Source organism: Demetria terragena DSM 11295 (assembly GCF_000376825.1).
Lineage (GTDB): Bacteria > Actinomycetota > Actinomycetes > Actinomycetales > Dermatophilaceae > Demetria > Demetria terragena.
Window position 1 is genome coordinate 2062928 of record NZ_AQXW01000004.1, and the last position, 25874, is coordinate 2088801.

General features: G+C 65.0%; 14 protein-coding genes. 4 read left to right on the forward strand and 10 right to left on the reverse strand.

The window, feature by feature from the left end:
* Nucleotide 1: 1 nt before the first annotated feature.
* Both F562_RS0114290 and F562_RS19380 read left to right on the forward strand, forming a co-directional pair.
* Nucleotides 2-12103 carry a non-ribosomal peptide synthetase gene (locus F562_RS0114290; RefSeq protein ID WP_018157652.1) on the forward strand — a complete coding sequence of 4034 codons (12102 nt, stop codon included), beginning with the start codon at nucleotides 2-4 and terminating at the stop codon, nucleotides 12101-12103.
* Nucleotides 12103-13191, forward strand: a complete 1089-nt coding sequence (locus F562_RS19380) for a TIM barrel protein (RefSeq protein ID WP_018157653.1) — start codon at nucleotides 12103-12105, stop codon at nucleotides 13189-13191. The genes F562_RS0114290 and F562_RS19380 overlap by 1 nt, the downstream gene beginning before the upstream one ends.
* Before the next feature lie 3 nt (nucleotides 13192-13194).
* On the opposite strand, the gene F562_RS0114300 is transcribed toward F562_RS19380, so the two are convergent.
* The 6 genes from F562_RS0114300 to F562_RS0114325 all read right to left on the reverse strand — a co-directional run bounded on the left by F562_RS0114300 (nucleotide 13195) and on the right by F562_RS0114325 (nucleotide 19285).
* Nucleotides 13195-14061, reverse strand: a complete 867-nt coding sequence (locus F562_RS0114300; RefSeq protein WP_018157654.1) for an ABC transporter ATP-binding protein — start codon at nucleotides 14059-14061, stop codon at nucleotides 13195-13197.
* The gene (locus F562_RS0114305) at nucleotides 14058-15134 is read right to left on the reverse strand and encodes a FecCD family ABC transporter permease (protein ID WP_018157655.1); all 1077 of its coding nucleotides are present in this window, start codon (nucleotides 15132-15134) and stop codon (nucleotides 14058-14060) included. Before F562_RS0114305 ends, F562_RS0114300 begins: the two co-directional genes overlap by 4 nt.
* A complete protein-coding gene (locus F562_RS0114310; RefSeq protein WP_018157656.1) occupies nucleotides 15131-16192 on the reverse strand; it encodes an iron chelate uptake ABC transporter family permease subunit in 1062 nt (353 codons plus the stop codon). Before F562_RS0114310 ends, F562_RS0114305 begins: the two co-directional genes overlap by 4 nt.
* A gap of 50 nt (nucleotides 16193-16242) precedes the next feature.
* Nucleotides 16243-17307, reverse strand: a complete 1065-nt coding sequence (locus F562_RS0114315; protein ID WP_018157657.1) for an ABC transporter substrate-binding protein — start codon at nucleotides 17305-17307, stop codon at nucleotides 16243-16245.
* A 155-nt stretch (nucleotides 17308-17462) separates the two neighbouring features.
* Nucleotides 17463-18389, reverse strand: coding sequence for a 1-phosphofructokinase family hexose kinase (locus tag F562_RS0114320; RefSeq protein ID WP_026181295.1), 927 nt, complete (start codon nucleotides 18387-18389; stop codon nucleotides 17463-17465).
* Entirely contained in the window at nucleotides 18386-19285 is a 900-nt protein-coding gene (locus F562_RS0114325) for an ROK family protein (protein ID WP_156822675.1), read from the reverse strand. The genes F562_RS0114320 and F562_RS0114325 overlap by 4 nt, the downstream gene beginning before the upstream one ends.
* 151 nt (nucleotides 19286-19436) lie before the next feature.
* On the opposite strand from F562_RS0114325, the gene F562_RS0114330 reads away from it, so the two are divergent.
* Nucleotides 19437-20411 carry a pirin family protein gene (locus F562_RS0114330; RefSeq protein ID WP_018157660.1) on the forward strand — a complete coding sequence of 325 codons (975 nt, stop codon included), beginning with the start codon at nucleotides 19437-19439 and terminating at the stop codon, nucleotides 20409-20411.
* Nucleotides 20412-20422: 11 nt separating this feature from the next.
* On the opposite strand, the gene thrS is transcribed toward F562_RS0114330, so the two are convergent.
* Entirely contained in the window at nucleotides 20423-21682 is a 1260-nt protein-coding gene (gene thrS, locus F562_RS0114335; RefSeq protein WP_018157661.1) for a threonine--tRNA ligase, read from the reverse strand.
* Between the two features lie 151 nt (nucleotides 21683-21833).
* Between thrS and F562_RS20350 the strand changes: the two genes are divergently transcribed.
* Complete coding sequence (locus F562_RS20350; RefSeq protein WP_018157662.1) at nucleotides 21834-22775, forward strand: glycosyltransferase family 2 protein; 942 nt, start codon at nucleotides 21834-21836, stop codon at nucleotides 22773-22775.
* Between the two features lie 30 nt (nucleotides 22776-22805).
* Here F562_RS20350 and F562_RS0114345 read toward each other — a convergent pair whose 3' ends face one another.
* The 3 genes from F562_RS0114345 to F562_RS19395 form a co-directional block, all read right to left on the reverse strand.
* Entirely contained in the window at nucleotides 22806-23576 is a 771-nt protein-coding gene (locus F562_RS0114345; RefSeq protein ID WP_018157663.1) for an SDR family NAD(P)-dependent oxidoreductase, read from the reverse strand.
* 175 nt (nucleotides 23577-23751) lie between these two features.
* Nucleotides 23752-25209, reverse strand: a complete 1458-nt coding sequence (locus F562_RS20355) for an HNH endonuclease signature motif containing protein (protein WP_018157664.1) — start codon at nucleotides 25207-25209, stop codon at nucleotides 23752-23754.
* Nucleotides 25210-25316: 107 nt separating this feature from the next.
* Entirely contained in the window at nucleotides 25317-25691 is a 375-nt protein-coding gene (locus F562_RS19395) for a tetratricopeptide repeat protein (protein WP_018157665.1), read from the reverse strand.
* Nucleotides 25692-25874: the final 183 nt, after the last annotated feature.

The window sequence follows — 25874 nt, forward strand, 5'->3', positions numbered from 1 at the left end:
CGTGACCGCACCACACTTTCTGCCGCTCTCGACGGCGCAGCGCGGCGTCTGGTCGGCTCAACAGATCTTTCCGACCTCGCCCGTCTATCGAGTTGGTCAGGTCATCTGGCTCGACGGCGAGATTGACCCGGCGCGATTCGTCGCGGCCATCGACGCCGCCGTCCTCGAAACCGAAGCGCTACGAGTGGAGTTCGACGACACCGACGGATCTCCAGTGCAGGCCGTGCGCGAGGGGCGGAAGGTCGACACTCAGGTCGAACCAGACGTCCTGACCGACGCGGAGATCGTTGAACGCGCGCGGGTCGACTACAGGTCCGAGGTCTCAGGCGCGGACCTGTACGAGCCTGCCTCGCTGCTGGCCCGACGGTCAGAAGGCGGGTGGGCGTGGGCGTTCACTCACCATCACTTGGTGCTGGACGCCTACGGTGTCTCGCTGTTCGTGCGGCGGGTTTCCGAGCACTACACGGCAGCAGTCGCCCCCGTACCGGTCGCGGAGAAGTGGTTCGGCAATCTGTCGGAGGTCGTTGAGGGTCCGCAGTCGAGCCAGACAGCCGACGCCGAGCGCGACGCTCGGGCTTATTGGCAGGACCTGGTATCGGAGGCTGAGGGCCGCCAGGTGAGTGAGGTGCCGCTGGATGAGGCGTTCTCCTTCCGCCCCGCACTGGCCAGCGTGCCGTTGCCTGACGACATTCGAGACCAGCTCAACGGCTGGGCCCGAGCAGCGAGGTTGTTCTGGCCCGACGTCCTCGTGGGGCTGTGGGGGATGTACGTCGCTCGCACCCAGCACCAGGATCACCTTGCAGTGCGGATGCCTTTCATGCTGCGCGATGGAGCCGCTGCACTGCGTACACCCTCGATGGCTTCACGGATCTTCCCGGTTGTCGTCGGCTTGCGGCCAGATGATTCCCTCACGCAGGTCTTGCGGACGATCTCGACTCAAGTGCGCGCGGTGCCGAAGCAGGACGCGATTGAAGACGCGCAGATAGCTCGTTTGTGGCCAGGTGGGGAGGCGGACTTCTTTGCGCTACCGGTCATCAACCTCAAGCTCTTGGACTACTCCGCCGACTTTGCAGGCGTCGCCGGCCTTGAGGAAACCGTCAACGCCGGACCTGTCGCTCCGCTGGATCTGTCTGTCTATAACGACCCGGTGCACGGATTCCTCATCGACGTGCGCGGGCGCTCCGCAACCGTCGCGGGCCTGTCCTTGCAGGAGCACGCGACGGCATTCGGTCAGTTCATGCGTTCTGCGTTGGCGCAATCAGCACAGGTAACGCTGGCTGAGCTCGATCGACTTCTCCCGCGTGCCAATGTCGCACTGCCGCAGGGTATTCAGCCCGAAGTCGAGGTATCGACCGTCGATGAGATGGTTCGAGCCCGAGCGTTGACGTCTGCCGACCGGGTGGCCGTGCTCGACGATCAAAGCGGGACCGCATGGACCTTCGGCGAGTTCGACGCGCGGGTCAATGCGCTGGCGGCGCTGCTGATCGAGCAAGGCGTCGAGACCGGTGACCGGGTGGGAGTGCTCCTTCCTCGCTCGCCGGAGCTCGTCTTGGCGATGGCGGCGATCCTGCGCGCCGGTGCTGCCTATCTCCCCATTGATCCGCGGCTTCCTCGCGAGCGCATCGACATGATTGTCGAGGACGGCATCCCGCGCGTGGTGTTGACCGACCAACTGCGCTCTGACCTGACCTCTGCGAAGTCAGTGCACCTGGACGACTTGTCCGTGGTGGATGCCCTCGACCGGGGTCGTACGACGGCCCCGACGATGTCGCGCCCCCTCCTAACGAATGACCCGGTCTACGTCATCTTCACGTCGGGAACGACCGGTCGGCCCAAGGGCGTCGAAGTACCTCATCGGGCGCTGGTCAATCGATTGGTCTGGGGACGCGAGTGCTATCCACTGCCCGACGGCACGAGCGTGCTCATGAAAACCCCTGTCTCGTTTGATGTTTCGGCTCCTGAGGTGTTCGCGTCGCTGGCCGAAGGCGCCAGGCTGGTCGTGGCGGCCGACGGTATGCATGGTGACCCCGTCTACTTGCACGACGTCATCCAGCGTCACCGGATCACCCGCACCAACTTTGTGCCGTCCATGGCACAAGAGTTCCTTGCCGCCGCCCCGGGCCCGTACACCTGGCCCCACGTGACGATGGTCGCCGGCGAGGCCTTTCCGAGCGATCTCGGTGCGGCATTGTCCGAGCTGACAGGCGGCACCGTGCTCAACGTCTACGGGCCGACCGAGACCGGTGAGATCACGCACCACGAGTATTCACCCGCCGACTCAAGTGGTGTCGTCCCGATCGGTAAACCGATGGCGCACACGCTTGTTCGCGTATTAGACCCATGGTTGGGTCAGGTTCCCCCGGGAACACCCGGCGAGCTGTATCTGGGCGGCGCCCAGCTCGCGAGCGGTTACGTCGGTCGCACCAGGCTGACCGCTGAACGCTTCGTCGCCGACCCGGCCGGATCGCACGGTGAGCGGCTCTATCGCACCGGTGATCTGGTGCTCATCAACACCGATGGCGTCTTGGAATACCTCGGACGCGCCGACGACCAGATCAAGGTCCGTGGCCACCGGGTCGAGCCCAGCGAAGTGGCCAGTGTCCTTGAACTCCACCCCCATATCGATCGCGCAGTGGTCGTGCCCTTCGTGCATGAAGTGGCAGGGACTCAACTTTCTGCGTATTTCACCAGTGCAGAAGCAGATTCGGCGGACCTGGTGGAGGAGGCCCGGTCCCACCTGGTGGCCCGCCTGCCGGACTACATGGTCCCGTCGAGCATTCAACGCATTGCGCACGTACCCCTCACGACCAATGGCAAGATCGATCGCCGCGAGTTGCCCGAACCGCACCTTACGAACGCCCGGACAACAGGCGCGCTGCCGCAGACGGACGATGAGATTGTGCTCGCCGCGTCGATGCGGAAGGTTCTGTCGCTGCCTACCGAGACCCCTATCGGAGTCGACGATGACTTCTTCAGGCTGGGCGGACACTCGCTCCTGGCGACCCGACTCGTCGCCCGGATCAATGCGGCGTGCGGGGTTCGGGCGACCCTGAGGGATGTGTTCGATCATCCGACGGTCTCCGGACTGGCTGACCTTGTCGATGGCCTCCGTGATGCTGCTCCGGACGAGTCCGATCAGGCCCTGAGTTCGGTTCGCCCCGAGCAGATCCCCGCCTCGTCTGGCCAGAGATCGTTGTGGTTCGCCGAGCAACTGGGCGGGCCCGGGGGGCGCTATGTCATACCGACCGTGGCGCGGCTGTCCGGCCCGCTCAATGTCGCGGCGCTGGACTACGCGGTACGAGATGTGGTGGAGCGCCACGAGCCGTTGCGGACCCGACTGCGCTCGGTGGGGGACAGCCTCGTCCAGGACATCGCCTCTGTGGATGCCGTGGGCGATGCAGTGAGCGTGGCGGTTGAGGACTATCGGGAGGTCGGCCAGGCTGCGATTGATCGGCGAATCGGCGAGATCATCGGTGCGGGATTCGATCTCGCGGAGGATCTCCCCCTGCGGGCGGTGCTGCTGCGCGAGGATGAGGAGCACGCCCGGCTGGTGCTTGCCATCCATCACCACGCGCTAGACGAGTGGTCGTTGCCGGCACTGTTGAGCGATCTGTCACTGGCCTACGACGCTCGAGTGGCGGGCCGCGAGCCGTCGTGGCAACCCCTCGCGGTGCAGTACGCCGATCACACGCTGCGTCAGGCCGCCCTACTCGGCGACCCGCAACAGCACACCTCGCCGCTGGCTCGACACTTGGTGTACTGGCGTGAGGCGCTTCAAGGCGCGCCCGAAGAATCGACGATAACGCTCGACCGGGCCCGCCCGGCCGAGCCCACGCATCGTGGCTTCGACATCCCGTTCGCCCTGGATTCCGAGGTGGTCCAGGGACTGCACCGCGTCAGCGAACAGCTCGGTGCGACGCCGTTCATGGTGATGTCCGCGGCCACCGCGCTTGCGGTCTCAGCGCTTGGCGGCGGGGACGATGTGGTGGTCGGATCACCGGTCGGTGGACGTACGGCTGAGGGTGTTGCTGATGCGGTCGGATACTTCGCCAACGTTCTACCCATTCGGCATCAGCTGAGCGGGGCGGACACCTTGGCAGAGGTCGTCCTGCGTTCGCGCGAAAGGGTTTTGGACGCCTTCGCGCACCAGGAGGCGCCCTTCGATCAGATCCTCAGCGCGCTCGGTGTCGAACGCGACGCGAGCCGCAATCCGATCTATCAGGTCATGCTTACCCATCAACAGCACACGGGGGAGGCATTCCCGCTGGCGCTGTCCGGTGTCGAGGTCCAACCCAGTGAGGTCGGCATCGGCGCGGTCAAGGCCGATCTAGACATCTATGTCACGGACAGTCCGCAGGCGCTGAGTGGATTTGTCAGCGCGGCCCACGATCTCTTCGATCAGGAAACCGTCGAACGGCTCGTCGACGTGCTCCTCCGCATCTTGACCGAAATCGCTGCTGCGCCTGGCCGACGACTTGCCACCGTGGACGTGTGTCCTGCCGAGCAAGCCAAGACACTGGCTCGCTGGTCGGCCGGAGAAGCTACGACCGACGAGGCGAGCACCGCTGACGATCTTCTTCGCGCACAAGCGAATTCCTCGCCTGACCGGATTGCGCTAATTGACCACCCGACTGGCGCACGATGGTCGTACGCCGACCTAGCACGCGAGCAGAACGCTGTCGCGAGGGTGCTCGTGGACCTCGGCGTCAAGGTCGGAGACCGCGTGTGCGTGGTGCTGCCTCGCGGACCAGAACTCGTCTTCACCTTGGCCGGGATATGGCGCGCGGGGGCAGCCTATGTACCCGTCGACCCGACCCATCCGACCGACTACGTCCTTGACGTGGTGGCGCGATCGTCCGCGTCAGCGGTGGTCAGCGACCGCGCGACAGCGGCGGGGCACGTATTGCGCGAGAGCACTTCGAATCTAGTGCTCATCGATGACCTTGTGCGTGATCGGGCGGCCGGCCAGAGCGTACTCGTGGAGGCGCCTGTGCTGGATCGGCCACTGCACCGTGATGATCCAGCATTCGCCATCTTCACCTCTGGTACGACGGGCCGGGCTAAGGGCGTGCAGGTGTCTCATGGTGCGCTGGTCAACCGACTTCGCTGGGGCAGTAAGTTGCTCGGCCTGGACGACGCTGGAGTGTGTCTTACCAAGAGTGGCGTCGGATTCGTGGATGCCGCCACCGAAGTGTTCGGACCGTTAGTGGCGGGGGCGACCACCGTGGTGGTGGACGATGAGACAGCGCGGGATCCGTCCGCACTGGGGGCGGTCGTACGCGAGCACGCCGTCAGCCATCTACTCACGGTGCCTAGCTTGGCGGAAATCCTCAGCGAGATCAGTGCTGAGGACAGCTTGACGTCGCTGCGCTCCTGGAGTTCGTCAGGCGAACCACTCCCGGCCGGCACCCTGAACGCGATGCGCACGGCTGCCCCCGGTGCCCAGATCTTCAACTTCTACGGCTCGACTGAAGTTACCGGGGACGCAACAGTTGGGAGTCTGCCATCCGCCGAGGCAGCGGTGCGTGAGGTGGCGATCGGGCGACCTCAGCCCGGCGTCTCTACGTGGATTCTGGATCCGTGGCTGCGCCCCGTCCCTATCGGCGTGGTGGGCGAGCTGTATGTCGGAGGAGCCCAGCTCGCCGACGGTTACCTTGGCCAGCCGCAGTTGTCGGCCGAACGCTTCGTCGCTGACCCGTTTAGTCAGGTAGGCGGGCGACTGTTCCGTACCGGCGACCTGGCGTGCTGGAACCCGTTGGGAGAGATCGACTTCCACGGGCGAGCCGACGACCAGGTCAAGATTCGTGGACACCGCGTCGAGCCCGAACATGTGAGTCAGATCGTGCGCGACCATCCGTTGGTCAGCGGCGCCTACGTCGCGGCGCACGACACAGGAGGGATGACCCAACTGGTCGCGTACTTCACCACAGTGCAGGACGCTGACGACCTCAACGAGTCTGTTCGTGAGCACTGCGCCGCGCGCCTACCCGACTACCTTGTTCCGGCGCAGTTTGTGTCGCTTGAGACATTTCCGTTGACGCCTAACGGCAAGATCGACCGCCGCGGCTTGCCGCTGCCGGATCCTGACCTGTCGAGCGCGGGTCCACTGCCCCAGACCGGCACAGAGGCCAGCGTTGCCGCCGTGATGGGCAGCGTGCTGGGCATCGAGCAGGACCATCCGCTCGGCCTCCAGGACCACTTCTTCCGGCGAGGCGGCGACTCGTTGCTCGCGGCGCGGATGGTCACGCAGCTCAACACCGCCTTGACGGCGTCGCTGCGCATCCGCGATGTCTTCACCCACCCCACGGTGGGCGGTCTGGCCGCATTGTTGGAGGCGCCCGCTGTCGGGGCTCAGGCACCAGCGCCACTCCCATCGATCAGAGACGTCGTTCGTCCCGATCCAGTCCCTGCTTCGCTAGGCCAAGAGGCGCTGTGGGTCCTGGACGAAATGGGGGACGGTGCTGCCTACCAGGTGGCACTTGCCCTGCGCGTCGAGGGCGGCGCGGATCCGAGGTGCTTAAGCGAGGCGGTCACCCAACTCGCGACCCGACACGAGATCCTGCGGACGGTGTTCGTACCGGATGATCACGGGAATCTGACTCAGGACATACGGCCCGTTCAGGAGGCGCCGACACTTCGGGTGGAAGCGGTGCAGACGGAAGTCGTCGCCGAGCGCGTCAACGACTTGCGCTCTCACCGGCTCAACTTGGCTACTGAGGGCGGTGTTGCGTTCACGTTGCTGCAGACCGGAGCCGATGACTACCTGGTGGTTCACGGCCATCACATCGTGATCGACGAAGGTTCGATTGCCCCGCTCGTGCGCGACCTGAACGTGTTGTACACGGCGGGCCTCGAGGGCGTCCCGGCGAACCTGCCGGGCACCTGCGCGCAATCCGCTGAATTTGCCCTATGGCAGCGGGAAGTGGTCGGCGAGCGAACCGACCCCAACGCGCGTTGCTTGGCCGACCTGGCGTACTGGAAGAGCACCCTTCGTGGACTCCCTACCGAGACGCTGTTGCCCCTTGACCGGCCGCGGTCGCGGACCAGCACGCGAACCATTCGAACAGTGGAATCGACTGTGGGACAGGGGGATTCTCGGAGCGTTCGCGACGCGCTCGCAGAGCATGGAGCGACGCCGCTGCAAGCTGTGACCGCTGCCCTCGCAGCCTCGCTGTGGTGGGAGGGCGCCGGAACAGCCATCCCGATCGGAACGCCAGTCGACCTGCGCGACCAGCCGGAACTTGCTGACGCCATTGGCTATCTCGTCAACACCGTGGTGGTCCGGGCTGATCTAGAGCCGGACGCTGGCTTTGCCGAGGTTGTCGGGGGTGTCCGCGAGCGGGTGCTCACGGCGGCGGAGCACAAGTTGACCCCCTTCGACCGTGTCGTGGAGGCGGTGAACCCACCGCGGCTGCCTGGAGTCAGTCCGCTATTCCAAGTGATGACGGCCGCCTTGAATGGGGGACACGACGCCGCCCAGGGTCCGTTGGTGCCCGACGCCTCCGTGTTGGGCGATCCAATCGAAAGCGCCCAGCGCGCAGCACTGTTCGACCTCGTGTGCGCAATCGCCGCGGACGAAGATGGTGCGCTTACCTTGCGGTTCAACGCCGCTCGAGAGTTGTTCGACGACACGACCATTCAGCGACTCATCTCCCAGACGGGACAGTTTCTCGTCCTTGGCCTGCGCTATCCGGAGTTGCCACTGCGCCACCTCGGGCACCTCGTCCGAGCGCACGCTCAAGTTCGGTCGAACTCGCTACCGCAGCCGGGCACCCGGCACCGGCTTCCCGTCGCGGGATTCCGCCCCGAAGAAGCACCTCTGTGGCGTGCCGCAGTCGACTACCTGCGAGCTAGCCTCCCCGAGGCGGACTCATTGGAACTTGACCATCATGAAGATCAAGCTTTCCTTGCAGGTCGTCTTCAGAGTCGCGAACTTCATTCGCACCTCGTCGATCTCGCATCTGAGCTGGTGCAGTCGTATGCCTCGCACACCCCACTGGTGATGGAGTCTTCTGCCACCTCGAGACACCCACGGTTGCGTCCGGCCGACCGGATGCGATTGTCGAGTTCTGAGCTCGCTCAGATACGTGCGGCATACGGCGATGACTGTCGACTGCTGCCGCTGTCTAGCCTGCAGAGCGGGCTTTTTTACCACATGGTCAGGGCCGAGGAGTCTGGCGAACGGCATGCCTACGTCTCGCAGGCGCTGCGTGAGTTCTCCGGAGTCGTTGACCCGGAACGGCTCCGCACGATCACCGGCCAGGTGGTCGACCGGTATCCCAACCTGCGGGCGGTTTTTGTGGCCCTGGGCGACACCGAGGTGCAGGTCATCCCGGCTCAGTCGCAGGTGCCATTCACGGTGTTTTCGCTGGAGGAGTGGCGATCGCAAGACACGCAGTTGGACGACTTCCTGGCCCAGGAGCGCGCGAATCCCTTTGAACCGCATCGGCCCCCGATGCTCCGATTCACACTCGTGCAGCACCAGGAGGACGCCTGGACCCTGGCCATGACCTTTGAGCACATCCTCATGGATGGCTGGTCGATCAATGCCCTGCTCAACGAGATCATTGACACCTATGCGGACCCCAGCCTGCTCACTGCGTCCACGCCCGCGTCGTATGAGGACTATCTCGACTGGCTCGAACGGCAGGATGCCGACGTAGCGTTCCGGGACTGGCACGGCTATTTGGCGGACGTCACCGAACCCACCATTCTGTGGCCAGAAGGTGGTGACCTCAGCGGCGGCGCGCATACCGGCGACGTTGCGCGGGACCTGTCCGCCGCCGATGCGAACGCCGTGTTCGCCGCGGCCCAACATGCCGGTGTGACGGTTGGAACCCTGCTTCAGACTGCCTGGGCCATCACGCTGGCTCGGATGACCGGTCGCAGCACCGTGACCTTCGGCAACACCGTCTCTGGTCGTCCTGCTGACTTGGTCGATGCCGACCGAATGATTGGGCTGCTCTTCAACACCGTCCCCATGTGCGTCACGCTCAGCCCTGGGGAATCAGCGGAAGGACTGTTGCATCGGGTCCAGACCGAACAACTTCAGGTCATCGATCATCCCTACGTCGAGCTCAGTGCTCTGCAGCGGCTTGTGGGGATCGGAACGTTGTTCGACACCCTCTTTGTCGTCCAGAACCTGCCGCTCGGCCCGATGACCGATGCTTCCCGCCCGGATGGCTTGCAGGTCACGGGCGGGTCGATCAACGATTCGACGCACTATCCGGTGACCTTTGCGGTTAACCCGTGGGAAGAATCAGGACGTGCGTCAGTACACGTCCGACTGTCGTATCGCACTGATGCTCTTGCGGATTCGGCGGCGGAGCGACTCGTTGAGCGCTACGCCCACGTGTTGGCTTCACTCGTCGCAGACTTGAGGCAACCCATCGGCCGGTTGCCCGCAGCGATACCAGATGATGCCGCGCTCGAACAGCAGGGGCACCGCCAGGAGATCCCCTGGATAACCGTCGGCGACCTTCTCGTGGAGGCCGTCGCGCGTTCACCGCACGCGACGGCACTGGTTGCGGGCGAACGCGAGTTGACCTTCGCGGAGTTCTCGGCGCGGGTCCATCAGTACGCGCGCGTCCTGATGGATAGCGGCGTGGGCCCAGAGCATCGCGTCGCGCTACTCCTCCCGCGCGATGAGCGAATGATCATCGCGATGTTTGCCGTCTTTGCCGTCGGCGCAGCGTATGTCCCCATCGATGGTGAGCTGCCCGACGAGCGGATCTCTACGATGGTGGGGATTGCGCGACCAACGGCGACGCTCGTCACTGACCGCGACGCTGAGCGCCTGGCCGGTCGAGCGACCGGGCACATCCTCAATCTCGATGAGGCGGATGTTCAGACCCGCATCCACCACGCTGACTCGGGTCCGATCACGGACGAAGAGCGCGGCGTACCGGTCCACCCAGACCACCTCGCGTACATCATCTTTACCTCGGGCTCGACCGGTACGCCAAAGGGTGTGGCGGTCGGCTACCGGGGCCTGACCAACATGTATGTCAACCATGTTGCCGAGATCTTTGACCGCGTGGTTGCCGAGCAAGGCGGCCGCCGCATGAAGATCGCGCACACGACATCGTTCTCGTTCGATGCGTCGTGGGAACAACTGTTTTGGCTGCTGCACGGGCACGAGGTACACGTCATCGACGAGGAGATGCGCCGCGAACCCGAGCGTCTGCTGGAGCACTATGACCAACGGCGGATCGACGGCTTCGACGTGACGCCGTCCTACGGCCAGGTGCTCGTGGACCAGGGTCTGTTGGAGCGTCCCCGTCCGCTCGGCGATTCCGTCGACGCGGATGCGCCCGGAGTGGTCTTTGTGTCGCTGGGCGGAGAAGCCGTTCCGGACGCGCTGTGGCGCGCTTTGCGTGAGGCACCCGGGGTGGAGGCCTACAACCTTTATGGGCCAACGGAATACACGATCAACGCGTTGGGTGCTGACCTATCGGATTCAGAGAGCTCAAGTGTGGGCCGCCCGATTCTGAATACCCACGCCTACATCCTGGACGACAACCTTCAGCGAGTGCTTCCGGGCGTGCCAGGCGAGCTCTATCTCGCGGGTAGCGGTACTGCGCGCGGCTACTGGGCTCAGGCGGGGCGCACCGCGGCTCAGTTCGTCGCGTGTCCCTGGCAGCCTGGCGAGCGGATGTACCGCACGGGCGACCGCGCCCGGTGGAAGCCCGACGGCACCATCGACTATCTCGGTCGAGCAGATGATCAGGTCAAGATCCGCGGCTACCGCATCGAACCCGGCGAGGTGTCAGACACCTTGACCACCGACCCCACGGTGGCGCGAGCCACGGTCATCGCCCGTCCGGACGCGCAGGGCGCGCTGCAGTTGTACGGGTACGTCGTGCCGGCGCAGGGCCAGCCGGCCGATCTCGACCTGGACTCCGTGCGCGCTCGCGCGCGCACCATCCTGCCGGACTACATGATTCCGGCCGGATTGGCTGCCTTGGCCGACCTGCCGCTCTCAGTGAACGGCAAGATCGACGCCCGAAGCCTGCCCGAAATCGAGATCTCGCAGGCGGAGTATGCCGCGCCAACCACGGATGCCGAGACCGCCGTGACCAGCGTCGTAGCCGACCTCCTGGGCATCGGGGAAGTCTCCACACACGCGAATTTCTTTGATATTGGGGGGAATTCGCTGCTAGCCATGCGCTTGGTAGCCCGACTGAACGACCGGCTCAACAGTTCGTTGCTGGTCAAGGACGTCTTCGCCAGCCAAGTGCTGTCGGATCTGGCGGCACTCGCGGACCGAGAAGATGGCGCTCCGGCGGATCTCCTCGACGCGGTGACTCTGCCGCTTGCGCGCTCAACAAACGGTCGTCACCTGTTCTGTGCTCACGCACGCTACGGGCACGCCGCGTTGTACGCGGACCTGGTCAACTACGTGCCGGATGGCCTCGGCGTGGTCGGGTTGCAAGACCCCGCGCATGCCGGGTTGCGGACGGAGTTCGACACGATTGAAGACCTCGCCGCTACCTATGCGGATGCCATTCAACAGGTCCAGCCGAGCGGGCCGTACGACCTGCTCGGGTGGTCCTTTGGCGGGCACATCATGTTTGCCGTGGGACGCGTACTCCACGAGCGTGGGGAGACGGTGGGGTCGCTGACGATCATCGACACGACGCCGTCAGCGAGAGGCCTGTATGAGGCCGGCCAGGTGGTGCCGCGACCGGGGGTTCCCGTTGCCGACGACGACCTCAGACAGCGCGAGTTCCTCGCCGTCTACGCCCAGGAGTTGCGCGAAGTGCTTGGCGAGGACGCGAGTCGAGAGGTCTTTGCCGACCGTGACCAACTCGCCTCCTTCGCCATCTCCGGGCTGCGCTGCGAGCGACTCATGGCACCCGACACCGTGGGTTCCCTGTCGGCTGCGGCGCTGGTCGTCGCGGCAGGTGGCCCTCCGGTGGACACCGATGAGGGCGCAGGCGCATGGCGCCGCCATCTTCCGCAGGCAGAGGTGGTGCGCGTCGAGGACGAAGACCACCACTCAATTGTTCGGCCTGAGCGCGGGATCCCGCGCTGGGCGCATCACCTGATGAGGCTGCTCGACCAGGGCAACCCCACCAACGTTCTCAAGGAGACCAACTGATGAGCCTTGCTGTGGAAACGATGACTGCCGATGTCGCCGACCTGCTCTATGTGCAGACTCAAGAACTCGATTGGGAACTTGACCTGCGCGACCAGGGCATGGATTCGGTACGCATCATGGAATTGGTGGAGCGCTGGCGCCAAGCGGGCGTTGCTGGCATCAGCTTCCGGCACCTGGCCGAAGACCGCCGTTTTGAGCGGTGGGTGGAGGTCGTGAGTGAGTTGCAAGGCGAGACCGCGGACCCCACCCGACGAAAGACCTGCATGGCGACGGTCTCACTCGGCGGGTCCTTGGAGGAGAAGATTGAGGCGATCGCCGGCGCAGGCTTCGACAGCATCGAACTCGTCGACGCTGATCTGCGCGCGTCTTCAATGTCCCCGGCGGAGACTGCGCGCCGTTGCGCCGACGTGGGACTGGGCATCGACTTTTACCAGCCGTTCCGTCGTGCCGAGGGCGTGAGCGACGCTGAGTTCTCTCAGGTGGTGAGCCGGTTCCGCATGGAGCTGGCCGTGATGGCATCCGTGGGATGCAGCTCAATCCTGGTGGTCTCGAATACCGACGGAGACGCGGATCCGGATCGGGCCCGATCTGTCCACCAACTGGCGACCTTGGCTGACGTGGCCGCCGAGCACGACATCACGGTGACCTTCGAGGCCCTCGCATGGGGCACCCACATCGGTCGGTTCGCCGATGCCCTCGATGTCGTACGCCAAGTGGATCACCCGGCACTGTCGGTAACTGTCGACACCTTCCACCTGATCAGTCGGGGTGACGATGTCGAGGCACTGCGTGAGGTCGAGATCGACCGGATCGGGCTCGTACAGATCGCTGATGCACCGTGGCGCGACCTGGACCTGATGACCTGGAGCCGAAACCACCGTGGCTTCCCAGGCGAGGGCGACTTCGATCTGCGAACTCCGTTGGCCCACTTGCTTGCGGGCGGGTATCAGGGTCCGCTATCTCTGGAGATCTTCAACCCTCGGTTGCGTGAACTTCCGCCGACGGCCGTAGCGGCCCGAGGCGCTCGCGCGCTGCGGGGCTTGATCGAGGACGCCGAACGTCCCGTCACGGTCACCGCTGCCGGCTAGCGGTCAGTCGACCGGAGATCTGGGGTCAAGAGGCGCCACTGTTGGCGTTCCGGTGACCGGGTCGGGCACCACGAGCGCTCGCAGACCAAAGACGTCCTCGATGAGTTCTGCGGTGATCACCTCTGCCGGCGGCCCGGTCGTGACGACCTTGCCGGCATGCATCACGATGAGGTGGTCGGCGTAGCGCGCTGCCTGATTGAGGTCATGCAGCACCGCCACGATGGTGCGGCCCTGCTCGTGCAGGGTGCGGAACAACTCCATCAGCTCGTACTGATGCGCGATGTCGAGGTAGGTCGTCGGCTCGTCCAGCAGCATGATGGGGGTGTCCTGGGCCAAGAGCATCGCGACCCAGACCCGCTGTCGCTGCCCGCCCGACAATTCCGCGACAGCACGCCCGGACAACTCGGTGAGTTGGGTAGCCTCGAGCGCCGCGCGGACGGCGTCCGCATCGCTGGCCCTCCACTGCTGGATCAGGCTTTGGTACGGCGCGCGTCCACGAGCGATCAGGTCGGCCACTCGAATCCCCTCGGGCGCGATCGACGTCTGTGGAAGCAGTCCAAGGATGCGAGCGGCTTCCTTGGGCGCGTACTTCGTGACGGATTTGCCGTCCAGGAAGATGTCACCGCTCGTGGGGGTGAGCACGCGCGCCAGCGCACGCAGCACCGTCGACTTCCCGCACCCGTTGGGTCCGATGATGGCGGTGAAAGAACGATCCGGAATCTCCGTCGACAAGTCTTCGGAGACCACCCGATTCGGATAACCGATGGTGGCGTGTTCCGTGACGATGCGGGCGTTCCGCTGCGGTGCATCCCGGTCCGCCGGGGCATCGCCCAGTGTTGTCCTCATGTCGTCCTTATCCGAGGTGGTCATGACAGCATGCCGGACTGCCGACGCGCCTCGCGGGTCAGCAGCCAGATCAAGTAGGTGCCGCCGATGCACACGGTGAGCAGACCGACGGGAATCGGGCGGTACAACTGTCCGATCACGAGCGACAGCAGCAGGGCGGTCGACAACAGCGCCGCACCCATCGCTGCAGAGCCTGCCACGCTGACGCCGGGTGACTTGGTCAGTCGTCGTGCTAACTGTGGAGCGGCAAGCGCGACGAAGCTGATGGGTCCGGCCGCAGCGGTCACCAAGGCCGTGGTCGCCACGCCAATCACGAGCAGTCCCAGACGAGTCCGGCCAACCCGGGTGCCCTGGGTGATCGCGGTGTCATCGCCGAGTTCAAGACGACGCAAGGCTGGGCTGAGCGCGCCGACAGCGACCACGATGACGGCGGCGGCCACGAGCGAGGGCGCCATCGAGGTCCAGGTCACCTTTGAGAGTGAGCCTGCGCTCCACAAGCCGACAACCATCGCGTCCTCAAGTTTCGCGCGGGTGATCAAGTAGCCATTGATCGCGGTGAGCATGGCCGAGAGGGCGATACCGACGATGATGAGGCGGAAGCCAGTGATGCCGCCGCGATAGGCGAGCACATAGACGGCGAAGGCCGTGATGAGGCCACCGCTGAGGGCCGCAATCGCGATGTCCCAGTAGCTGGCGGTGCCAAGGACCAAGACGGTGACGGCGACACCGGTGTAGGACCCGGCGTCGAAGCCGATGACATCTGGGGAGCCCAGCGGGTTGCGCGTGAGCGACTGAAAAATGGCTCCACCGATGCCGAGTAGGCCGCCGAAGACGATGCCGGACAGGACGATGGGCAGCCGCCATTCGGTCACGATCGGGCTATAGAACTCCGAACCGGTGCCGGTCAAGGACTTCGCGACATCGACGGCGCTAATGCGGATATCGCCGATCCCGAGCGAAACCACCGAGACGATGAGGGAGACGCAGATGAGGGCAATCGCCACACTGGCGATGCGCAGGTTGACCCGAAGAGACAACCACGGCAGGCGTAGCTGCCAACTCGGGTGACCAAAGTCAACGGTCGGTCGAGTCGTCATAGGGCGCTCACGTCACGTCTGCGGACCAACGCAATGAGGACAGGCGCCCCGAGGACGGCGGTGACGATCCAGACCTCGATCTCCCCAGGCCGGGCGATCACCCGGCCGACGACGTCGGCAATCAAAACGAACGCAGGCGCCGCGAGTAAGGAGTACGCCATGATCCAGCGCTGGTCTGGCCCGACGAACCAGCGAACAACGTGCGGCACCATCAGACCCACGAACGCGATGCCTCCGGTGAGGGCCGTCGCGCCGCCAGCCAACAGGGTGAGCGCGATGACACCAAAGACTCGGACCCGGCGGACGTTGGTGCCCAAGGACGCTGCGAGGTCGTCGCCGAGAGCGATCGAATTCAGCGACGTGGCCAGGGCCAGGGCGATAAGTAGACCGACAATGATGAACGGTGCGACCAGGCCAGCGTCCGCAAGGGTTGCTCTGGCCAGTGATCCAACCGTCCAATTGCGCACTCCGCGAAAGGTCTCCGGGTCGAGCAAAGTAAAGAAGGTTTCGATGCCGGTGAGGACCGCGCCAAGCGCCACCCCAGCGAGCACCAACGTGATGGGTGAGGCGGTGCCTCCGCCGCCGACGGACCCGATCGCAAAGACGGCAACAGTTGCCACCGCAGCCCCGAGGAACGCAACCCAGATGTATTGGCTGACCGATGTGAGCCCGAAGATGCCGATGCCGATGGTGACGGCAAACCCGGCCCCCGCGTTGACTCCGAGGATTCCAGGATCGGCGAGGGGGTTGCGGGTGAGGGCCTGAATGAGGGCCCCCGCAACGCCGAGCGCGGCGCCGACCATGATGCCCACCAGCGTCCGTGGCCAGCGTTCGGACCACACGATGATGGACTCGGTGCTGTTGTCCCCGCGCGACCACAGGGCCGACCACACGTCGCTATAACTCAGTGGATTTGCACCGTGCGCCAAGCTAAGGATGAAGGCGACGAACAGCGCTGCGCCAATGACCAACAGGCCAATCGCCCGTCGGCCACCAAAAGACGGCGATTCCACCGAACCCGGAGTGGGCTCGGTGGAATCGCGGGTGGTCATTGACATACGACAGTCAGATCCATTGACGCGGGACGTCCCGGTAGGACTAGCCGACCTCAGAGTTTGAGATCGCCGAACCAGTCACCCATGGTCTTGGTGGCCCAGGGGAGCGAGGTTGCGCTCGCGCCGCGGCGCAGTACCCAGGTGACCTCAGCGCCAGGCTGCTCGGAGGTGCGCCCGATGTAGTGCTTCTCCTTGACCGGATCCAGCGCCTTGAAGAGCGGCGTCTTGTCTCGCTTGGCCTTGGCGGCTGGGTCGACGTAGAACATCATCAACACGTCGCCGTCGAGTTTGCCGACGTTCTCATTGGACACCGTGTCGTCCTTGACGAATTCCTTGGCCAACGGGTTGGGCTTGAAGCCCATGTCCACCATCAGCTCCTCCGTCGTGCTACCAGCGATCGTGTAGTACTCGATCTGCCCGGTGTATTCGGTGGCGATGGTGATTGTCTTGCCCTTGACCTCCGGGTGTTTCTTAGCGACGTCGGCAGTGGCCTTGTCGGCCTTGGTGATCGCGGCGTTAGCTGCCTTAGGCAGGTCGACAGCCTTGCCGATCATCCGTTGGGTCTCGCGCCAGTCAATGTCCTCGCCTGGAACCTGCGTTGGGTTGTCTAGCACCGGCGCGATCGACGCCAGGCGCTTGTATTCATCTGCGCTCTGCAGGGCGTTCGGGGCGATGATCAGGTCAGGCTTTGCCGCCTTGATGCCCTCGAAGTTGATGGGATCGCGCCGCGTACGAGTGTCGACCGTCTCAATCGACTTCATCCAGGCCTGGTCACGCCACGGGTACTTGACCTCTTCGGTGATGGTATAGACCGGCTTGAAGTTCAATGCCTCCAGCGCGTCCAGGTTGGGTGAGAAGCCGAAGACCGCAACCCGTTCGGGACGCTTCTTCAACTCCGATGAGCCGGCCCAGGTCTTCAGGGTCAACGGGTACGTCGTCGAGCCTTCGCCAGCGGGTACGCCCGACGAGGCGGGCTTAGCCGCGTCGCCCGATCCACTGCCTGAGGCGCTACTTCCTGGCTCTGGCGTCGAAGAACACGCGGTCAGAACCATCAGCAAGGCGATCAGCAGCGCGGGAAGCGCAACGTGCCGATTACGGTGCAGCACAGAGGCTTTCATGAAACTCCTTCAACGTAGCGTCCGCTACCGAGCGGGCTTTGATGCCGCGACCCCCTTCGGCCAAGGCAAGGCTACCCTATGCTCGGGAGGTCATTGGCGCCACTCAGTAGCCCTATGCGGGACTGGGTGAGTCTCAGGTCAGCGGGCGACTTCGCTCAGCGCGTGACTTCGCGAAGCTCGACGAGTGGGCTCAGCCGCGCCACATCCGCAGGATCCACCTCGCCAGCCACGGGCTGGAGCACGGCGGCGGCCGAGTAGGCGACGCCCATCCGTAATGCTTCGGGCCAGTCGGTCGGTGACTGCTGAAGGTGCGCGGCAAGGGCGGCAGTGAGTGCGTCGCCCGCGCCAGTGGCATTGCCCGGCAGGGGATCCGGGAGGCGAGCACTCCATAGCGCGCCCTCGCGCGTGGCCAGCGTGACGCCCCGCCGCCCGTCCGAGACCGCCGCGTTCTGAGCCCCGGCCTCGATGAGGCGCATCGCCAGGTCCGCTGCCGGAGGTGGGTCGAGCGGGTCGAGGCCAAGCGTGGCCGCCGCTTCAGACCGGTTCGGCTTGACGAGGTCTGGCTGCAGTTCAAGCGCCTGTTGAAGAACCTCGTCACGCAGGTCGAGTACGAGGCCGGCACCACGGGATTGAACCTGCCGAATGATGTCTAAGACGGCTGATTCGGTGCCGATCGGCACACTCCCACACACGGCGACCACGGTCTGCGCGTGCACGACATCGTCGACATGACCGATGAGTGCGTCGCTTGGCCACCGCGTGCCCGGCTCGTTGAAAACCGTTGCAGTTCCATCGGGTTCGACTGCTGCGACGCTGCGGCGCACGCGTCCCGGAACAGGAACCAGCAGGTGCTTGATGCCACGGGAATCCAAGTCGGTGGCCATGAGGGTCAGGTCCTCTTCGCCGGTCGGGCATAGCGCGACACAGTCAATGTCCATAGCGGTCAGAACCGATGCCGTGTTAACCCCCTTGCCGCCCGCACGCGACCAGGATTTTTCGACGGCATGCGTCTCGCCGACACGAACACCAGGAACGGTGTAGGTCATATCGATGGCCGGGTTCGGCGTCAGAGTGATGATCATGCCCACGCCAAGTCCCCCGCGAGAACGGCCGCGCCGAGGGCACCCGCACGGTCGCCGAGTTGGGCGATGACAATCTCCAGCGGAGCCGCGCCAAGGCGCTCGCGGAGTGCTAATTGGAGCGGTTCTGTGAGGACGTCACCCGCCTGAGATAGGCCACCGCCCATGACGAGGAGGTCAGTGCCGTTCGCCGCGAGGATGGGGGCGAGTACGTCAGCCAGGGCGGTGATTCCACGCATCCAGATGCCGGCCGCCACGGGGTTGCCCTCGGCGACGAAATGGGCGATCGCAGCCGCGCCGCCATCGCTCCCCGTCTCGTGTTTCCAGAGTCGGGCCATGGCAGCGCCCCCGACGAGAGTCTCCAGGCAACCCTGGCGACCGCAGCCACAGTCGATGCCATTTGAGTCGACGGTGACGTGGCCAATTTCTCCGGTCCAGGGGTTGCCGCGCACGATCTGACCGCGGCACAGCAGCGCCGCCGCGATTCCGGTGCCCAGGGGGACGAAGCACACGTTGTCCTGGCCGCGTGCTGCACCAAGGCGGTGCTCGCCGAGCAGGCCCGCGCGTACGTCGTGCCCGATTGTCACCGGCGCCGGCAGGTGAGGTGCCAGCGTCGCGGTGAGGTCAAGGTCGCGCCAGCCCAAGTTGGCCGACCAGACCCCGAGGCCTCGCGCCTCGTCGACCAGGCCGGGAACGGCGACCCCAACATGGGCGACCGGCCCGCCGACCTGGTGGGCAAGAGCGTCGACCTGCGCACCGATCGCCGGCCCGAGTCTCGCGGCGGCATCGACGGATTCAGTGGGCCGAGTGTCCTCGGCCAGGATGTCCCCGGTACGCGATAGCGCGACGCCTTTGGTGCGCGTACCCCCGACGTCGATGCCGATCACTGCTGAGTCCACCTCGGCAGTGTGTCAGGTGGCACTCAGCGGAGGTAGACGGTTTGGCCGACATCCGATGATGTTGTGCCGCCCTGGCCGAGACATATCTTCCCACCCAGGGTAGGTCCGCACGCCGCCACCTGCGGTGTGCTCAAAGGTGCGACCCTTAGGTGTGAGCAATGAAGAACGGGAACCGCAGGATCAGGTGTGCCCGAGCACCCGAACCGCTGATGTGCAGGTTTTTGAGCCGCGCGAGGTGCCTCTTGGCGGACCGCGCGCGATGACCGTGCGCCGTACGCTCCCGCACCGGGACCGCTCATTCATCGGCGCATGGTGCTTCGTGGATCACTATGGACCCAGTGATGTCGCCGAGACGGGCGGCATGCATGTGCCACCGCATCCACACTCGGCGCTGCAGACCGTCTCCTGGCTCTTCGAGGGCGAAGTCGAGCACCATGACTCGGGGGGTTGGCACGCCTTCGTTCGTCCGGGTGAGGTGAACCTGATGACGGCTGGTGCGGGTATCGCGCATTCGGAGGTGTCGACGTCCGAGACAACGACATTGCACGGTGTGCAGTTGTGGGTGGTGCTCCCTGAAGCCGATCGCGATCTGCCGCGTCGCCTACAGCACCATGCGGCCGCAGATGTCGAACTCGCCGACGGCGTGCGCGGTCGCGTCTTCATGGGGGAGTTGGGCGGTCAGACATCGCCGATCGAGACCGCAACGCCATTGCTGGGCGCGGAGATTCACCTCGCCCCCGGGACGAAGTGGACGATCTCGGCGGACCCGACCTTCGAGCACGGAGTGCTGCTCGACTCCGGTGATCTGACGGTCGAGGGTCAGGCGGTTGGAGCCGGATCGCTCGCGGTACTCGATTCCGGGCCCGACGAGTTGCATCTCGAATCGCGTGACGGCGCGCGGCTGATGCTCATCGGCGGCACGCCCTACGACGAAGAGATCGTGATGTGGTGGAACTTCATCGGGCGTGACCACGACGAGATCGCCACCTTGCGCGAGCAGTGGCAGGCTCAGGCGGAGCGATTCGGAACGGTGAGCGGCTATGACGGCGGCCGGGATTGGCTGCCTGCACCGGGACTACCCGGAGGTCGACTCCGCCCGCGTGGACGCATGGGAAAGACGGCATAGCCCCAGGCGTTTCAGGGGATATCTGGCCAGGAAACCCCCCGGGCGCGCGTGCTGTATGCCTCCTGCAGGATCGCAACGAAGTCACCTCGCGAGACCCGCCCGCTGTACCCGCTCGCCGGGTGCTTGACCTGGACAGCGTCAGCTGACCGTTCATCGTCACCGACGACGGCGATCACCGCATCTCGGCGTTGGCGGCTGCGCCGGATGCGGGCGCCGAGAGAGCCGTCGACCTCGGTGCATGGTCGAAGGCCAGCGGTCAGGACATCGTCGTGCAGGCGTCGCGCATACCCGTCGTGATCCTCGTTCACTGGCAGCACGCATACCTGAATTGGCGCTAGCCACAATGGCATTCGGCCTTGGTAGTGCTCAAGTAGCGATGCGACTACACGTTCCATGGAACCCACGGTGCCGCGGTGAATCATGGCCACTCGGTGGCGTCCGCCGTCGGCGCCGTCATAGGTGAGGTCGAAGCGTTCCGGCTGGTTGAAGTCCAGTTGTACGGTAGCGATCGTGTCTTCGTGGCCGCGCCCGTCGTGTACCTGCAGGTCGAGTTTGGGGCCATAGAACGCGGCTTCGCCGGGGGCGTCGACGAGGTCAAGACCGGTTCCGGGAAGCACTCGCCCGGCTGCTTCGCGTAGCGCAAGCTCCGCATCGGCCCATTGTCTGGCGTCGCCAAGGTAGCCGGAACCGTTGTCCCGCAGCGACATTCGTACGTAGTCGACCGGAAGTCCTATCACATCCTGGGCGTGAAGAGCTGAGCGAAGGGCGCGGACGGCTTCGTCGGCGACCTGATCCGGACGGCAGAAGACGTGGGTGTCGTCCAGGTTGATCTGCCGCACCCGGCTCAGGCCGGAGACCACACCTGAGCGTTCAGCACGGAACATCGGTGCGAGTTCGTTGAGGCGGATCGGTAACTCGCGATAGGAGTGCCGCGAAGCGGCGTAGACCAACGCGTGGTGCGGGCAGTTCGCTGGTCGCAAGACGAGGTCGTCGTCGCCAGACTCGGCCCCGAGTTGCATGACGGGGAACATGTCCCCGCTGAACTTGGCCCAGTGCCCAGAACGCTCGAACAGTTCGCGCTTGGCGATCAGCGGGGTGTGGACGCCGTGGCAGCCGTCAGCGCGCGCGATGTCCCGTGCGAGTTGTTCGAGTTCGTCGCGGATGACGGTCCCGGCCGGCAGCCACAACGGCAGTCCGGCGCCGACCAGCGGGTCGGTGGCAAAGACAGCCAGCTCGCGGTTGATCTCGCGGTGGTCGAGCACGTGGTCCATGGGTTCTCCTGATCGAGTGGAGTCGCCACGGGGCAAACGAAACCCCGGAGCGTGGCTCCGGGGTGAGTGGTTGTCAGTGCAGCCGCGTCAGCGCCGGAGGTGATCCGGCGTCGTCGTGTGCTGGGCGCGCTGCATGGTGGAGAGTGTACGCATGTGCGCCGAGCCGGGACATCGACTTCCTGTCGATGGCCGCGATGTGGTGGTCGTTCTGAACTATCGCGGCCGGGCCGACACCGAGGATTGTGTCGCGGCGCTGCTCGCGGACCCAGCGCCGCCCGCGGTGATTGTCGTCGACAACGGGTCAGGAGATGGCGTCCTGGAAGCGGTACGTTCCCGCTGGCCGGACGTGGTGACGCACCAGACTGGCACGAACCTCGGCTTCGCCGGTGGGATGAACGCCGGGCTCCGGATGGCACTCGGCGGGGGTGCGCGCACAGTCACGGTTCTCAACAACGACACCGTCGTTCCGGCTGGTGCCGTGAGTGCTTTGGCGGCGCGTGCGCTCCATGGTGACTTGGTCAGCCCCGTCGTACGCCGGGTCGACAGTTCGGTGTGGTTCGCCGGAGGGGTCGTGAATGCCGAGACAGGGGTGCCCGAGCACATCTTCGATGAGCGGTTAGCGCGGCTGCCCGTCGACGGCATGGCGCGGCAGAGCGACGTGCTCGCTGGATGCTGCCTGACCGCAACCGCCGAGACCTGGGGACGGATTGGGCTGTTCGATGAGCGCTACTTCCTCATGTTCGAGGACTCTGATCTGAGTTTGCGCGCGCGGGCAGCCGGGGTCCCTCGGACGGTGCTGACCGACGTGCAGATCGAACACAAGGTATCGGCGTCATTCCAAGGAGCGATGGGCCGTTTGGGGGCGTACTACTTCTTGCGCAATGCACTGCTCTTGACGCGCGAGCACGGCGGTGGATCGCTATCGCAGCGTTGGCGTTTGCTGCGGACGCGTGTGCTACCTAACGTGACGGCTGCTGTGCGACAAAGGGATTGGCCCGCTTCCAGACTTCAACTGATCGTCATCGGTGCAGCGCTGGGAGATCACGCACGGCGTAAGTATGGCCGGGCGTCGGAGTGGCTAGAGGCGCGTTAGCAGAGTTCGTAGAAACAGGCTCAGCACCGATTAGAAGACGGTGTAACCGCCGTCGGCGACGAGGATTGACCCAGTCATGAATGACGAGGCGTCGGATGCGAGGAACACCACCGTCGGAGCGATCTCCTCCGGAGTCGAATACCGCTGCATCGGTGCGTCATCGATCCAATGCTGGCGAAACTGTGGCTCGTCGACGGGCGCCATCTCGGTCTTGATGTAGCCGGGTGCGACGGCGTTGACCCGGACGCCGTGTGGCGCCCACTCGGCCGCAAGAGATTTGGTGAGTTGGTGAACTGCAGCCTTTGAGGCGTTGTACGCCGGCTGCCACTGCGGGCGGTTGACGACCAGCCCCGACATGGAGCCAATGTTGATGATGTTGCCGTGTCCCTGGTCGACGAAGTGCCGACCGACAGCCTGGGTCAATGTCCACAGGCCGTGCACGTTGATGTCAAAGACCTCGCGCCATTCTTGCTCGGGCACCTCAAGCGCCGGGCGATGAAAGCAGGTGCCGGCGTTGTTGACGAGGATGTCCAAACGCCCAGTGGCTTCGATCGCGGTGTCGACAGCCGTGCGCACCGACGCCAGGTCGGTGACGTCGAGGCTGGTGCCGATGACGGTCCGTCCGGTTTCGGTGGCCAGGTCCTCGGCGACGGCGGCACACGCGCTGCTGTCGCGGGCTGCGATGACGACATCGGCACCCGCTTGGGCGAGTGCTCGAGAGAAGCCCAGGCCGAGGCCGCGATAACCGCCGGTGACTAGCGCCGTGCGCCCCTGCAGTGAGAAGGAATCGAGCACGTTCATGGATGCCTCACCCTCACGGCAAACATCACGGCGGTGGGCGAATGCGACCTAGATGCCATGGCTCCACGTTGCCACTCGGCCCGGAGTTTCCGCAACGGGTTGCGCAACAGGGGGCCACAGCATGTGAAGCGCTCGTGCAGGCACGGTGGTACTCGCTTGATCCGACCGGGCAAACTCAGGCTGCCGCGTTTGGCTGGCGCATGCTGCGAGGCCGAAGGTCCCAGATGACTGTCGAGGCGGTGGCGGTGGCGGTGTATTCATCGCGGTGCACGATGGTGTGATGTCGCTGGCATAGCAGTGCTGAGTTGGTGAGGCTGGTGGGTCCGCCGTGAGACCACGGAATGATGTGGTGGACCTGGCACCAACTGGGCGGTCTGTCGCACCCGGGGTAGGTACAACATCGGTCCCGTTGGATGACGGCGGCTCGCAGGCCTCGGGTGACCAAGCGTTCGGAACGTCCGACGTCGAGAGGTTGACTGCCTGACCCGAGAACCATGGGCAGGATCTCAGCGTCGCACGCGATCTCCCGAATCTGACTGGCATTCAACGATGTTCCCGCTTCGGTACGCCCGCATCCGCGCACATTTCCGACAAGAACGTCGAGATCGATAGTGACCACAAGACGGGCGGTGCCGCTGGTCGGGGTCGCGCCGTTGTCGATGGCCTCGGCTCCCCGCGTGAGGAGAAGGACAAGTGCGTCAGCAGCGCGCTTGTCGGCCTGTCGCGGATCGGGCTCGCCGGTCTTCTGGCCGCTGGTGTGGCGATGGAAAACGTCCTCGCAGCAAGAGTTTCCTGGGGTGGGCGCCGACAGGGCGTTGATGGCGTGGCGCACGTGGGCCGCATGCGTTGGGGCGAGATCGGCGACCAAGCGATGCATGCCGTTCGGCAGCTCCGACCAGGTCACCGATTCGGCGTGGTCGAGGCGCTCATCGAGGTCGTTCAGGAAGGTCTCGTCGGCGTACGTGGCGATCACGCGCTGGGCGAGCTCTCGGATCGCCTTGGAACCCGACCCAGCCGGAAGGTTCAGAAAATGCCCGAACACGGCGTCACGATGTGCGCTGGGCAGAACGGGTATGACTTTGTCGACCTCGATCAACGCAGTGCGCGCGGCGGCGACGCCGACCGAGTTGGCAGTCACTGCCGCGGCGAGCACTGTATTACGGCGCTGTGTGCATGCTGTGGCGACTTTGGCGATCCGTGAGGCGATGAGGGGTTCAACGCCCGGAAGCCGCAAGATCTCGCAGGTGTCTGCGTTGCTCTGGTCGGGCGGGTCGTGATGAACGTCTTCATCGGGACAGTCGACGAGGGGCATGAGTGGACCTGACGTCGGCGTTGCTGCCGGTGGCAGCAGGCGGTCGAGGTCCTCGCCAGTGCTGAGACGCGAGACCCACTGAGCCGGCCCGGCAGCAGTCGACTCGTGCACCATGCCTCGCTGAATAGCCTCGGCCACGAGGCTCACGGCGGCTGTCTCAGCCACCTGCAGCAGCGCCAATACCTCGCGGGTCAGCGCGGCTAGGTCACGAGTGCCGCGCTGATGGTTCGATTCGTGCAATCGCGACACCGCATCCACGGTCGTGTGCAATTGCGCGACCGTCTCGCTGACCTCGCTGTCACTGGTCGTCGTGCCCACCATCCCACTCACCTCCCCCGCTTCGCCGCACCCGGCCTATGACTATTATCGAACACACGTTCGAATGTTGTCAAGGGAGGGAGAGGCGATATTTGGGGCGGAGAAAGCGTTCAGGCCACACCCATCGCCTCGATAAGGCGCTGATGTCCGGTCGCCTCTTCGGTGCGGCCCGCCCGCTGGAGGGCGCGGCTGAGCAGCAGGCGGGCGTACCCGTCGGCGGGGTCGTCCTGCACGATCGCAGTCGCCAGTTCAATGGCTCGGCTCAGTTGCGCTGAGTGGAAGTAGGCGCGGGCGAGTAGTAGCCGAGCGGAGGCTGTGCCGATCACAGGTCTCTCCGGCGTGGTGGTCACGAGCGGCTCCAGGATCTTCACGGCCTCGGTGTAACGCCGCTCGTCGAACAGCGTGACTGCGCGCTGCCACGCAGCGAAATCCGAGTTGCCCTGGGTGTCGGTGTGACGGGACAGCAGGCTCTCGAAGGTGGTCATGTCCAGCAGAACGCCGGACGGTGAGTGGTCATTCCGCTGAGTGGTTTCGACGCGGCGGTCGCAGGCTCCCGCCTTGCTCTACCGGCGGTGGTGGTGGTTTCGACGCGGCGGTCGCAGGCTCCCGCCTTGCTCTACCGGCGTTGGTGGGGGTGGTTTCGACGCGGTGGTCGCAGGCTCCCGCCT

Coding starts and splice junctions, on each gene's coding strand:
- F562_RS19380 (WP_018157653.1), top strand. CDS start 12,103: ATGAGCCTTGCTGTGGAAACGATGACTGCCGATGTCGCCGACCTGCTC.
- F562_RS0114300 (WP_018157654.1), bottom strand. CDS start 14,061: ATGACCACCTCGGATAAGGACGACATGAGGACAACACTGGGCGATGCC.
- F562_RS0114305 (WP_018157655.1), bottom strand. CDS start 15,134: ATGACGACTCGACCGACCGTTGACTTTGGTCACCCGAGTTGGCAGCTA.
- F562_RS0114310 (WP_018157656.1), bottom strand. CDS start 16,192: ATGTCAATGACCACCCGCGATTCCACCGAGCCCACTCCGGGTTCGGTG.
- F562_RS0114315 (WP_018157657.1), bottom strand. CDS start 17,307: ATGAAAGCCTCTGTGCTGCACCGTAATCGGCACGTTGCGCTTCCCGCG.
- F562_RS0114320 (WP_026181295.1), bottom strand. CDS start 18,389: ATGATCATCACTCTGACGCCGAACCCGGCCATCGATATGACCTACACC.
- thrS (WP_018157661.1), bottom strand. CDS start 21,682: ATGGACCACGTGCTCGACCACCGCGAGATCAACCGCGAGCTGGCTGTC.
- F562_RS20350 (WP_018157662.1), top strand. CDS start 21,834: ATGTGCGCCGAGCCGGGACATCGACTTCCTGTCGATGGCCGCGATGTG.
- F562_RS0114345 (WP_018157663.1), bottom strand. CDS start 23,576: ATGAACGTGCTCGATTCCTTCTCACTGCAGGGGCGCACGGCGCTAGTC.
- F562_RS20355 (WP_018157664.1), bottom strand. CDS start 25,209: ATGGTGGGCACGACGACCAGTGACAGCGAGGTCAGCGAGACGGTCGCG.
- F562_RS19395 (WP_018157665.1), bottom strand. CDS start 25,691: ATGACCACCTTCGAGAGCCTGCTGTCCCGTCACACCGACACCCAGGGC.